The organism is Ornithinicoccus sp. (assembly GCF_057176825.1).
On the sequence record NZ_CM169976.1, the window covers coordinates 1,451,172 to 1,463,780 of the forward strand.

11 protein-coding genes are annotated in these 12,609 nt (G+C 71.0%); 9 read left to right on the top strand and 2 right to left on the bottom strand.

Going from position 1 to position 12,609, the window contains the following annotated elements; genetic code table 11:
• Positions 1 to 189 precede the first annotated feature (189 nt).
• Complete coding sequence (locus AC1QRC_RS07505; RefSeq protein WP_484206153.1) at positions 190 to 1,302, bottom strand: mannose-1-phosphate guanylyltransferase; 1,113 nt, start codon at positions 1,300 to 1,302, stop codon at positions 190 to 192.
• Between the two features lie 58 nt (positions 1,303 to 1,360).
• On the opposite strand from AC1QRC_RS07505, the gene AC1QRC_RS07510 reads away from it, so the two are divergent.
• The 8 genes from AC1QRC_RS07510 (at position 1,361) to AC1QRC_RS07545 (ending at position 10,503) form a co-directional block, all read left to right on the top strand.
• Complete coding sequence (locus tag AC1QRC_RS07510; protein ID WP_484206154.1) at positions 1,361 to 2,431, top strand: quinone-dependent dihydroorotate dehydrogenase; 1,071 nt, start codon at positions 1,361 to 1,363, stop codon at positions 2,429 to 2,431.
• A 129-nt stretch (positions 2,432 to 2,560) separates the two neighbouring features.
• The gene (locus AC1QRC_RS07515; protein WP_484206155.1) at positions 2,561 to 3,739 is read left to right on the top strand and encodes an amidohydrolase; all 1,179 of its coding nucleotides are present in this window, start codon (positions 2,561 to 2,563) and stop codon (positions 3,737 to 3,739) included.
• A gap of 152 nt (positions 3,740 to 3,891) precedes the next feature.
• Positions 3,892 to 5,019: a BMP family lipoprotein gene (locus AC1QRC_RS07520; protein WP_484206156.1), complete on the top strand. Its 1,128-nt coding sequence runs from the start codon at positions 3,892 to 3,894 to the stop codon at positions 5,017 to 5,019.
• 130 nt (positions 5,020 to 5,149) lie between these two features.
• Positions 5,150 to 6,736 carry an ABC transporter ATP-binding protein gene (locus AC1QRC_RS07525; RefSeq protein WP_484206157.1) on the top strand — a complete coding sequence of 529 codons (1,587 nt, stop codon included), beginning with the start codon at positions 5,150 to 5,152 and terminating at the stop codon, positions 6,734 to 6,736.
• Positions 6,733 to 8,022: an ABC transporter permease gene (locus AC1QRC_RS07530; protein WP_484206158.1), complete on the top strand. Its 1,290-nt coding sequence runs from the start codon at positions 6,733 to 6,735 to the stop codon at positions 8,020 to 8,022. The genes AC1QRC_RS07525 and AC1QRC_RS07530 overlap by 4 nt, the downstream gene beginning before the upstream one ends.
• Positions 8,019 to 9,317, top strand: coding sequence for an ABC transporter permease (locus AC1QRC_RS07535; RefSeq protein WP_484206159.1), 1,299 nt, complete (start codon positions 8,019 to 8,021; stop codon positions 9,315 to 9,317). Before AC1QRC_RS07530 ends, AC1QRC_RS07535 begins: the two co-directional genes overlap by 4 nt.
• Positions 9,318 to 9,333: 16 nt before the next feature.
• Positions 9,334 to 9,741 (top strand): cytidine deaminase, encoded by a 408-nt coding sequence (locus AC1QRC_RS07540; RefSeq protein WP_484206160.1) that lies wholly within the window; start codon positions 9,334 to 9,336, stop codon positions 9,739 to 9,741.
• A 51-nt stretch (positions 9,742 to 9,792) separates the two neighbouring features.
• The gene (locus AC1QRC_RS07545) at positions 9,793 to 10,503 is read left to right on the top strand and encodes a VOC family protein (RefSeq protein ID WP_484206161.1); all 711 of its coding nucleotides are present in this window, start codon (positions 9,793 to 9,795) and stop codon (positions 10,501 to 10,503) included.
• Positions 10,504 to 10,577: 74 nt separating this feature from the next.
• Here the strand turns inward: AC1QRC_RS07545 and AC1QRC_RS07550 are convergent, their stop codons facing one another.
• Positions 10,578 to 11,267: a hypothetical protein gene (locus AC1QRC_RS07550; RefSeq protein WP_484206162.1), complete on the bottom strand. Its 690-nt coding sequence runs from the start codon at positions 11,265 to 11,267 to the stop codon at positions 10,578 to 10,580.
• Positions 11,268 to 11,304: 37 nt separating this feature from the next.
• On the opposite strand from AC1QRC_RS07550, the gene AC1QRC_RS07555 reads away from it, so the two are divergent.
• A complete protein-coding gene (locus AC1QRC_RS07555) occupies positions 11,305 to 12,591 on the top strand; it encodes a thymidine phosphorylase (protein ID WP_484206163.1) in 1,287 nt (428 codons plus the stop codon).
• Positions 12,592 to 12,609 lie beyond the last annotated feature (18 nt).

A 12,609-nucleotide genomic window follows, 5' to 3' on the forward strand; every position in this document is an offset into this window, starting at 1 on the left:
CCCCCAGCGTCCCGGCCCCAGGTGGTGCCGCACCGACGTCCCGGGGTGTGTTCCGTGAGCGGGAGGTGGCCAGTGGGTGACCCAGCCCGTCGCGGGCGCCGTGGGGACGCCGAGCCGCGCCACGTGGTGGCGGCGCGGACGGGTGCACAGGGTCGTGCGGGGGCTGCCCCTGCGGGGCCTGCTCGGCGCTCAGGTCAGGTCCTCCCGCCCGATCCGCTGCAGGGTCTCGACGATCCCCTTGACGTCCTGGACGCGCTCCCGGGTCGTGACCAGTAGCGCATCCAGGGTGTCGATCACGACGACGTCGGGAACCCCGAGGGTGACAATGGTGCGGTCCCCGTGCGCGGCCACCACCCCGCTGCTGTCCAGGGAGATGACCTGGTCACTGGGTCCTAGGATCCGGAGCCCCGGGTGGTCGCCCGACTCCTGCAGGAGGGTGGCCAGGGAGGCGAAGTCACCGACGTCGTCCCACGGGAAGTCCGCGGGGATGACGGCCACCCTCCCGGCGGCGGCCGCGGGCTCGGCCACCGCGTGGTCGATGGCGATCTTGGTCAGCGACGGCCAGACGTCCTGCATCCGGCGGGGCTCGGCGGCGATCAGGCGGGCGCCCTCGACCAGGTCCGGGTGCCAGGTCGCCAGCATGTCCAACAGGGTGGCCGCGCGGACGACAAAGATCCCGGCGTTCCACCGGTGCCGTTCGCCCTCCAGGTAGCGCTCGGCGGTCGCCCGGTCTGGCTTCTCCACGAACGCGTCGACCCGGTGCGCCGACGGTGCCCCGGGCACCCGCCACGCGCCGCCCACCTCGATGTAGCCGAAGCCGGTTGCGGCATACGTGGGTCGTATGCCGAGGGTCACCAGCGCGCCGGCCCGCGCCACGTTCGCAGCCTCCCGGATGCACTCGCGGAACCGTGCCTCACCGCCGATCACGTGATCGGCGGCGAACGATCCGATCACGGCGTCCGGGGAGCGGCGCTCGATGGTGGCGGCGGCCAGCGCGATCGCCGGCATCGAGTCCCTCGGCGACGGCTCGACGAGGAGGTTGTCAGCCGGCAGGTCGGGCAGTTGCTCCCGCACTGCCTCGGCGTGCAGCACGCCGGTTACCACGATCACACGGTCCTCGGACAGGGGAGCCAGGCGCGCTTCCGTGTCCTGCAGCAGGGACCGCCCGCTGCCGGTGAGGTCCTGCAGGAACTTCGGTGCCGACCGGCGGGACAGCGGCCACAGCCGGGTGCCCGAACCGCCCGCGGGCACCACGGACCAGAAGTCCGGGATCGCGGCGTCGGTCGCGTCGTCACTGCTCATCCGCTCCAGTCTAGGGATCCCCGCCCGAACGGGGGTGGCCCGACCGTAGGGTGGGCCTGTGGCCCAGGACCTCACCTCCCGTGTGCTTGCCGCCGGATACCAGACGGCGGTGCGTCCCGCGTTCTTCCGGTTGGGCGGCGGTGATGCCGAGGCCGCGCACCACCGGACCGTGCAGGCGGTCGCTGCTCTGGGCCGGCACCGCGCCCTGGTCCGGGCGACGGGGACGGCACTCGGCGCAGCGGCGGGGTCGGGTGGCGGGGTCGACCTGTGGGGGCTGCGCTTCCCCAACCGGGTCGGGCTGGCCGCCGGGATGGACAAGAACGGTGTCGGCGTTCGCGCCTGGGGTGCGCTGGGCTTCGGACACGTGGAGCTCGGGACCGTCACCGCGGTGCCCCAGCCGGGCAACTCCCGTCCGCGCCTGTTCCGCCTGTCCGAGAGCCGCGGCGTGATCAACCGGATGGGGTTCAACAACCACGGAGTCCGGGCGCTCGCGGAGCGGCTGCGGGAGGCTCGTGCAGCCGGGCGGGTCGACATCCCGGTTGGGGTTTCGATCGGCAAGAGCAAGGTCACCCCGCTGGAGGAGGCGACGCAGGACTACCTGAGCTCGGTGGACGCGCTGGCCGGACTGGCGGACTACCTGGCCGTCAACGTCTCGTCCCCGAACACGCCCGGGCTGCGCACCCTGCAGGACGCCGGCCCACTGGGGGAGCTGTTGCGGGCGGTCGTCGACCGCGCCGACGGTCCTGTCCTGGTCAAGCTCGCCCCCGACCTGACCGACCCCGCCCTGGACCAGGCCCTCGAGGTCGCGACCGGCGCCGGAGTGGCCGGGATCATCGCGACCAACACGACCCTGGCGCGGGACCACCTCTCCCCGGCCGATCGGCATACGGCCGAGGAGTCCGGGGGACTGAGCGGAGCCCCGCTCACGGGCCGCGCGCTGGAGGTGGTGCGCCGCGTGACGGCGCAGACGGGGCTCCCCGTGATCGGCGTCGGCGGCATCATGACCGTCGATGACGCTGCCCGGATGTTCGACGCGGGTGCCCGGCTGGTGCAGCTCTACACGGGCCTGATCTACGCCGGGCCGGCCCTGGTGCGGGACATCGCGCGGACCCCAGTCACCCCGGGGTGACCAGAGGGGCCGCCGGCACAAGGTAACGTGGCCGCCCAGTACCCGACCTCCACAGTGAAGTAGCCAGTGACAGCCGCAACTCCCCCCGAACTCCACCCGACGCCCTCGGTCGATGCCCTCATCGCGCGCGTGACGCAGACCGTCGAGGAGCGCCGCACCGACCTCATCGACTGGCGACGCAGCATCCACCGGCACCCGGAGGTGTCCTACCAGGAGCACCAGACGACCGCCCTGGTCAGCCAGTGCCTGCAGGGTGCCGGGCTGAACGTGCGCACGTTGCCGGGCAGCGGGGCGACCGTCGACCTGGGGGCTACCCAGCCGCGGGTCCGGATCGCGCTGCGGGCCGACCTCGACGCGCTGCCCGTCGACGAGGTGACGGGGCTGCCGTTCGCCTCGCGCCGGCCGGGTGTCTGCCACGCGTGCGGGCACGACGTGCACACCGCCGCGGTGCTCGGGGCCGGGCTGGCCCTCGCCGAGATCGAGGAGGACCTGGTCGCGCTCGGGGTCGGGGTGCGGCTGATCTTCCAGCCCGCCGAGGAGTCGATGCCCGGTGGTGCCCACGACGTGATGGCCGCCGGCGGTCTGGACGGGGTGGACCGGCTGTTCGCCGTGCACTGTGACCCCTCGGTCGACGTGGGCTCCATCGGGCTCAAGGTCGGTCCGATCACCGCGGCCTCGGACTCGGTGCATGTCACCCTGACCGGCCGCGGGGGGCACACCTCCCGCCCGCACCTGACCCAGGACCTCACCTATGCCCTGGGCAAGGTGATCACCGATGTGCCTGCGGCGCTGTCCCGGCGGCTGGACCCACGGTCGGGCACCGCCCTGGTGTGGGGCGCGGTCAAGGCCGGTTCGGTGGCCAACGTCATCCCCGCCCGCGGTGAGTGCGTCGGGACGCTCCGCATGCTCGACTCCGAGACCTGGGACACGGCCGAGCCGCTCATCAAGGAGATCGTGCAGGGCGTCGTCGCCCCCTATGGCATCGCAGCGGAGGTCCGCTACGTCAAGGGGGTGCCGCCCGTGGACAACGACGCGGCCACGGTGGCGGCGTTCACGGCCGCGGCCTCCGCCGTGGTCGGCCCCTCCTCCGTCGTCCCCACCCGACAGTCGCTGGGCGGCGAGGACCTGGGGTGGTACCTCACCAAGGTCCCGGGTGCGATGGCGCGGCTGGGCACGCGCACGCCCGGCGGCCCGACGTATGAGTTGCACCAGGGTGACCTGGTGGTGGACGAGGCGTCCATCGGGATCGCAGCCAAGTTGTTGGCCGCGGCGGTGCTCACGTCCATCGAGCCCGGGGGACTCGCCTGAGTCGGACCCCGGTGTGACGGGTGTGACGGGTGTGATCTCGGAAGATCACGGCTGCATTACCTTATGGTTACGGTGCAGTGGTCTCGTGATGGACAGCCGGTAGAACCGGCTACGATCCCCCCGTTACGTCCCCCCGACATCAAGGAGTGCCCGTGCGTAGGGTGATGAAATTTGCGGCCCTGACGGCGGCCGCCACGCTGGCTCTGTCCGCCTGCGGTGAAGCCCCGGAGGAAGAGGACACCGGGAGCAACGCCGGATCCGAGGGCGGCGGCGACGACGCCACCGACGACGGCGACGACTCCACGGCTCCGGCTGCCGGCGGCGACGTCGACTTCCTGGCCTGCATGGTCTCCGACTCCGGAGGTTTCGACGACCAGTCGTTCAACGAGTCCGGCCGGCTCGGCATGGAGGCCGCCGAGTCCAGCCTCGGGGTCGAGACCGTCCTGGTCGAGTCCCAGTCGGACGCGGACTACGCCACCAACGTCAACGGCCTGGTGGAGCAGGGCTGCGGCCTGACCATCGGCGTCGGGTTCCTGCTCCAGGAGTCGATCAGTGCTGCGGCGGAGCAGTACCCGGACAGCAACTTCGCGCTGATCGACTCCGGCTTCGACGGAGAGCTGGAGAACGCCAAGCCGATCCTGTTCAACACCTCCGAGGCGGCCTTCCTGGCCGGCTACCTGGCCGCCGGGATGACCGAGTCAGGCACCGTGGCCACCTTCGGCGGCCTGCAGATTCCCTCCGTGGCGATCTTCATGGACGGCTACGCCGACGGCGTGGACCAGTACAACGAGGACAACGGCACGGACGTGCAGGTGCTCGGCTGGGACAAGGAGGCCCAGAACGGCTCCTTCTCCGGTGACTTCGAGAACCAGTCGCAGGGCCAGACGCTCACCGAGCAGTTCATCGCCCAGGGCGCCGACATCATCATGCCCGTCGCCGGCCCGGTCGGGCTCGGCGCGGCCGCGGCGGCCGAAGGGTCCGACGGGGTCAAGATCATCTGGGTCGACTCTGACGGGTACGAGACCACCGAGTACGGCGACATCATGCTGACCTCGGTGATGAAGGAGATCGCCCCGGCGGTCGAGGACACCATCACCGCCAGCGTCGACAGCTTCTCCAACGAGCCGTATGTCGGCACGCTGGAGAACGAGGGTGTCGGACTGGCCCCGTTCCACGACTTCGACGGCGATGTGCCGCAGGAGCTCAAGGACGCCATCGAGGACTACCGGCAGCAGATCATCTCCGGTGAGCTCGTGATCGAGTCCCCGAACGCCCCGTGAGCTGACCCTCGCGGAGGCACGCGCACCACTGCTCGGCGTAGCGGCCCGGCCTACCAGGGCCGGGCCGCTACGCTGTCAGCGCACCTCCTCAGCGCCGATCGGACAGCCACCGTGACGGGAGTCGGAGACCATGAAGTTGGAGCTGCGTGGCATCACCAAGACCTTCGGGTCCCTGGTGGCCAACGACCACATCGACCTGGTCGTCGAACCAGGTGAGATCCACGCCCTGCTCGGCGAGAACGGGGCGGGCAAGAGCACGTTGATGAACGTGCTGTACGGCCTGTACGACCCCGACGACGGGCAGATCCTGCTCGACGACAAGCCGGTCACCTTCCCCGGCCCCGGAGACGCCGTGGCCGCCGGTATCGGGATGGTGCACCAGCACTTCATGCTGGTGCCCGTCTTCACCGTGGCCGAGTCCGTCGCGCTGGGGTACGAACCGGCCGGACCCGCCGGCCTGCTCGATCTGGGCACCGCCCGTCGCCGGGTCGAGGAAATCTCCGAGAGGTTCGGGTTCGATGTCGACCCCGACGCGGTCATCGAGGACCTCCCCGTCGGTGTCCAGCAGCGGGTCGAGATCATCAAGGCGCTCTCCCGGGACGCCAACGTCCTGATCCTGGACGAGCCCACCGCGGTGCTCACCCCGCAGGAGACCGACGAGCTGATCCGGATCATGGAGGAGCTCAAGGCGGCCGGCACCTCCATCGTCTTCATCACCCACAAACTGCGCGAGGTGCGGGCGATCGCCGACCGGATCACGGTCATCCGGCGCGGCAAGGTCGTCGGCGAGGCCAGTCCCACCTCCACCGAGACCGAGCTCGCCTCGCTCATGGTCGGGCGCTCGGTGAGTCTGACGGTGGACCGTGCCCCGGCGAACCCGGGGGAGGAGTCCTTCCAGGTGCGCGACCTGACCGTGCACGACCCGAACGGCACGGCGGTCGTGGACCGGGTGAGCTTCACCGTGCGGGGCGGGGAGATCCTGTCGATCGCAGGTGTCCAGGGCAACGGTCAGACGGAGCTGACCGAGACCATCCTGGGCCTGATGCCGGCGGCCGCGGGGGAGATCCTGCTCGATGGGAAGAACCTGCTCGGCATGGACATCAAGAAGCGGCTCCGGGCGGGGCTGGGATTCGTCCCCGAGGACCGGTCGACCGACGGGGTCATCGCGAGCTTCTCGATCGCCGAGAACCTGATCCTGGACCTCTACGACACCGAGCCCTTCGCCAAGGGCGTGCAGATGTCCCCCGGACACGTGCACGACAACGCCGTGCACCGCACCTCCGAGTTCGACGTCCGCTTCACCGACGTCCACGACCCGATCTCCACCCTCTCGGGCGGCAACGCCCAGAAGGTGGTGCTCGCGAGAGAGATGTCCCGCCCCCTGAGCCTCTTGGTGGCCTCGCAGCCGACCCGCGGGCTGGACGTCGGCTCCATCGAGTTCGTCCACCAACGGATCGTCAAGGAGCGCGACCAGGGCCGCCCGGTGATCATCGTCTCGACCGAGCTGGACGAGGTGCTGGCGCTGGCCGACCGGATCGCCGTGATGTACCGCGGCCGTGTCGTCGGGATCGTGGACAACGAGGACGTCAACCGGGACGTCCTGGGTCTGATGATGGCCGGCGTGCCGCTGGAGGAGGCCCAGCAGGAGGCCGCCAAACACCACTCCACCCTGGGCGAGGCCGATCTCGCCGCTGACACCGAGGAGGGTCTGACGTGACGGAGGAACGTCCCCCAGCCGGCGCCGGCGGCGCGGCGCCGATCCCAGGCACCGCTCCCGCCGAGCCGGGCCAGGACAAGGACCAGGGCCGCACGGTGCTGCGGCAGATCGTCGGCGGCAGCTCGGCGATCTCCTTCCTGGCCATCGTCGTCGCACTCGCCCTGGGCGGGGTCCTGATCGCCCTCGCCGACGAACGGGTCCAGGAGGCGGCCGGGTACTTCTTCGCCCGCCCACTCGACCTGTTCCAGGCAGCCTGGTCCTCGGTCTGGAACGCCTACGTGGCGATGTTCCGTGGCTCGATCTTCGACTGGCAGGCGGCGACGTTCGCCGGGTCGGTCCGGCCGATCACGGAGTCGTTCGTCTACGCCATCCCGCTGATCCTGGCCGGTCTGGGCATCAGCGTTGGCTTCCGCGCCGGCCTGTTCAACATCGGTGCCCAGGGCCAGATCATCGTCGGGGCCATCTTCGCCAGCTACATCGGCTTCGCCTGGAGCCTGCCGGTCGGCCTGCACCTGCTGCTGGCCATCCTGGGCGCGATGGTCGGTGGCGCCCTCTACGGAGCCATACCCGGTGTGCTGAAGGCGACGTCCGGGGCCAACGAGGTGATCGTCACGATCATGCTCAACTGGATCGCGGTCTACCTCATCGCCTGGACCCTGAAGCAGCCGGTGTTCAACCCGGGCCGCTCCGGGCAGCGCAGCCCGGCCGTAGCCGAGACGGCCGTCTATCCCCGGCTGATCCCGGACTGGCTGGTGCCCGGCAACACCTTCCGGCTGCACTGGGGACTGCTGGTCGCGATCGCGGCCACCATCTTCGTGTGGTGGCTGCTGGAGCGGTCCACCATCGGGTTCCAGTTGCGTGCGGTCGGTGCCAACCCGCACGCCGCCCGCACGGCCGGGATGTCGGTGGGCCGGATCACCGTCATCACCATGGTGATCGCCGGTGGCCTGGCCGGGTTGGCCTCCACTGCCCAGGTGCTGGGCACCGAACGCTCCCTGACCAGTGGCGTGGCGGCCTCCTACGGCTTCGACGCGATCACCGTGGCGCTGCTCGGCAGATCGAGACCCTTGGGCACCTTCTTGGCGGGCCTGCTCTTCGGGGCGCTGAAGGCCGGTGGCTCGCTGATGCAGCGGATCACACCGACGGAGATCGACATCATCCTCGTGGTGCAGTCCGTCATCGTGCTCCTCATCGCCGCGCCGCCGTTGGTGCGCAGCATCTTCCGCCTGCCCGACCCGGACGCCCCGCGCCGGTCGGCGGCCACCAAGAAGGAGGTTGCGGCATGAGCACCCCGACCGTGCCTGTGACCGCCGGGACGCCCGCGGAGGACCTGTCCACGGTGGCCAAGCGGATCAGCTACAAGTTCCCCATCGTCTACGGCCTGGCGGCGCTGTTGAGCCTGCTGGCCTTCGCCCGGCCGACCCCCTCGGGCACCCACACCACCTTTGCGATCGCCTCGGGATCGGGGTGGTTCACCATCCCGAACTGGGCCGTCCCGTCCGCGCCGGCCACCTGGCTGTTGTCCCTGCTGCTGGTCGCCGCGACCGGATACGCCGTGTGGCTCACCCGGTCGCACCGCCCGATCCCGGCCTGGCTGAACGTCGTGGTCGGTGTCGTCTTCGTGTGTGCCTTCCTGGTGTTCGTGGCCGCCGGCAAGACCTCGGTCATCCCGGTCACCTCGCTGCTGGCCGGCGCCCTGGCACTGTCCGTGCCGCTGATCTTCGGCGCCCTCTCGGGTGTCGTCTGCGAGCGGTCGGGCATCATCAACATCGCCATCGAGGGGCAGTTGCTCTTCGGCGCCTTCGCCGCGGCCGTGATCGCCTCCCTGTTCGCCCAGCCCTACCTGGGCCTGGTCGGGGCACCGATCGCGGGAGCGTCGGTCGGCGCCGTGCTGGCCTGGTTCTCGGTCAAGTACCACGTGAACCAACTGATCGTCGGTGTCGTCCTGAACACCCTGATCATCGGCCTCACCGGCTTCTTCTTCTCCACGGTGCTGCGGGCCGACTCCGCGACCTGGAACAGCCGACAGCCCCTGGGCGTCCTGGAGATCCCGGTGCTCAGCCAGATCCCGGTGCTCGGGCCCGTGCTGTTCCGGCAGTCGATCCTGGTCTACATCATGTATGCCGTGATCATCGTGCTGCAGATCATGCTGTTCCGCAGCCGCTGGGGCCTGCGCACCAGGGCCGTCGGGGAGCACCCCAAGGCCGCCGACACGGTGGGAATCAAGGTGAACCCGCGCCGGGTGTGGAACACCATCCTGGGCGGGGCCATCGCCGGCCTGGGCGGAGCGTTCTTCACCGTCGGGTCCGGGCTCGCGTTCGGTCGCGAGATGTCGGCGGGCAACGGCTTCATCGCGCTCGCCGCCATGATCCTGGGCAAGTGGAACCCCAAGGGCGCGGTCCTGGCGGCGCTGCTGTTCGGCTTCTCCAAGAACCTCGGGAACGTCCTCAGCACCATCGGCTCGACGGTGCCCTCGGAGTTGCTGCTGATGCTGCCCTACATCATCACCATCTTCGCGGTCGCCGGCTTCGTGGGCCGGGTCCGGCCGCCCGCCGCCGAGGGTGTGCCCTACACCAAGTGATCGGAGCATGATGTCGATGGCCCAGGACCACACTCCCGACTGGGAGGCCCTGCGGGCCCGGGCGGTCGAGGTCGCCACCCGTGCCTACGTCCCCTACTCCGACTACCCGGTGGGCGCAGCCGGGCTGGTCGACGACGGCAGGGTCGTGGCGGGGTGCAACGTGGAGAACGCCGGCTACGGCGTCACCCTGTGCGCCGAGTGCGGCCTGGTCTCCGACTTGGTCGCCGGTGGTGGCGGTCGGCTCGTGGCCGTCGTCTGCGTCAATCGCAACGGCGAGGTGATCATGCCGTGCGGGCGCTGTCGGCAGCTGATCTGGGAGCACGGCGGCGCCGAGTGTCGGCTGCTCACCCCCGAGGGCGAGCTCACCATGGACCGGGTGCTGCCGCAGGCGTTCGGGCCAGAGGCCCTCGACGCGGTGCGCTGATCAGGGGACCGCCGCGAGCGGTCCGTCACGCGCGTCTGTCAGGCTCTGGGGATGGACGACCTTGACACACCGGTCAGGGCCGCAGACGTGGCCCGGGACCCGACGCTGCAGGACTGGCGGTTCCTCGTGGCCGGGCTCGTGGCCCGCTTCGACACGGGGGACTTCGCCGGGGCCGTGGCCCTGGTCCGGGCGATCGAGGACGTCTCGCGCATGCTGGACCACCCTCCGGACGTCGACCTGCGGCCCGGTCACGTGGTGGTCCGCACGACGAGCAGGAGCACGCGTCTGGTCACCGGTCGCGATGCCGAGTTCGCACGTCTGGTGAGCGGGGCTGCCGCCGCCGTGGGGTCGGTGCCCCGGCCCGATCAGGTCTCGGAGCTGGAGATCGCGGTCGATGCCGTCGACGGCCACGCGGTCCGGCGGTTCTGGGCCGCCGTCCTGGGACGCCGCCTGGAGGGCCTGGTCCTCGTCGACCCCTCGGACCGACAGCCGGCCCTGTGGCTGCAGCCGATGGACCAGCCCAGGATGGGCCGCAACCGGATCCATCTGGACATCACGCTGCCGCACGAGCTGGCGAGGTCGCGGGTCGCCGAGGCGGTCCGGGCCGGCGGACGCCTCGTATCGGACGAGCACGCCCCGGCCTGGTGGGTGCTGGCCGACCCCGAGGGCAACGAGGTCTGCGTCTGCACCGCCCAGGGATGGAAGGGCGGGGTGCCGCCACCAGAGGAGCGGCTGCCCGCCGACCAGGGCGAGACCGACTGACGGCAGGCGACGCGCACGGTGCCGGACCGGTCGCACCGTGCCGGCAGCGGCCACCGCAGCGGGTCAGCGCGTGATCAGGCGTCGGACCCGTGCCCGAGCAGCAGACCCTGAGGCATCCCGTGCGCCAGGAGCGCGGTGGCGTGTGTTCCTGACCCGGCGAGGAAGAGCACCGTCCCGGCCGCGTCCTTCACCTTGCTGTGCACCGCGGTGGCCGTGCTGGCATCGAGCACGTGTCGCCCGCGCTCCGCCGGGAGGTAGACCTTGCTGCCCTCGGCCGTCGAACGCTGCTTGTCCACGACCGTGGCCGGGTCGAGCGGGGACGCCGACATGGCTGCCGCCAGGGCGTCCATGACCGACCTGTCGGAGGGAGTGCCCTTGGTGGGGCGGCCGAAGAGCAGCTCCCCGTCGGCGCCCACGTCGAAGCGCTGCACCGCCATGGCCGCCTGCCGCTCCCGCGACATCGTGGTGTAGGCCAGCGCCGGCCCCGCCTGCTGTGCCTCCTGCTCCGGGGTGGCCTCCCGTTCGGGGAGGCTCACCTGCGCCGCCAGCACCAGGGACTGGGCACCCAGGCCGATGGCGAGGGTGGGGGCGCAGGCCAGGGCCATCTCCATCCGGGGGGCGGTGACCACGCACAGGACCCGGTCCTCGCGCAGGGCGACGACCGCGGGGAACATCGTCTGCTCCCCGTCGGCCCGGGTCATCGAGCGGCGCTTGAACTCCTGGACAGCGGGGACGACGAGGGCAAGGGTTTGGGCGACATTCACCGGCCCAGGATCGCACAGAGCCTGGCAGGATGAGGCCATGAGCGAAGCCTTCGACACGGTTGACATCATCCGCGCCAAGCGGGACCGGCAGCAGCTGAGCAGCGAGCAGATTGCCTGGGTGATCGATGCCTACACCCGCGAGGTCGTGGCGGACGAGCAGATGTCCGCCCTGGCCATGGCCATCCTGCTCAACGGGATGGACCGCCGCGAGATCGGCGACTGGACCGCGGCGATGATCGCCTCGGGCGAGCGGATGGACTTCGGCGGGTTGTCCCGCCCCACGGCCGACAAGCACTCGACGGGTGGGGTCGGTGACAAGATCACGCTGCCCCTGGCGCCCCTGGTCGCGGCCTGCGGCGTCGCCGTGCCGCAACTCTCTGGACGCGGGCTGGGCCACACGGGCGGGACCCTGGACAAGCTGGAGGCCGTCTCGGGCTGGCAGGCCGAGCTGAGCAACGAGGCGATGATGACCCAGTTGGAGGAGGTCGGGGCCGTGATCTGTGCCGCCGGCGCCGGGCTGGCCCCCGCCGACAAGCGGCTCTACGCGCTGCGGGACGTCACCGGGACCGTCGAGGCGATCCCGCTCATCGCCTCCTCGATCATGAGCAAGAAGATCGCCGAGGGCACCGGGGCGCTGGTGCTCGACGTCAAGGTCGGCTCCGGGGCGTTCATGAAGGACGCCGCCCAGGCGGGTGAGCTCGCCCGCACCATGGTGGAGCTGGGCACCGATGCGGGCGTGACCACCGTCGCCCTGCTCACGGACATGGGCACCCCCCTGGGGCTCACGGCCGGCAACGCCCTGGAGGTTCGCGAGAGCGTCGAGGTGCTGGCCGGGGGAGGTCCTGCGGACGTCGTGGAGCTCACCGTCACGCTGGCCCGGGAGATGCTCCAGGCAGCCGGGGTGACCGACGTCGACCCGGCCGACGCGCTCGCCGACGGGCGGGCGATGGACGTGTGGCGACGGATGATCGCGGCGCAGGGCGGCGACCCGGATGCACCGCTGCCCACGGCCCGCGAGACCCAGGTGGTGACGGCGGATGCCGACGGTGTCCTGAGCAGGCTGGACGCCCTGGCCGTCGGGGTCGCCGCGTGGCGCCTCGGCGCGGGCCGCGCACGCAAGGAAGACCCCGTCCAGGCAGGAGCCGGCGTAGAGCTGCACGCCAAGCCGGGAGACCAGGTGCGGGCAGGGCAACCACTCCTGACACTGCATACGGACACCCCGGAGCGGTTCACCCGTGCCGCCGAGGCCCTCGATGGGGCGTGGGACATTGCCGACGGCTCCGCAGCGCCCGGACCCCTGGTGATCGACCGGGTCTCCGCCTGACCGACGCCTGACCGTCGG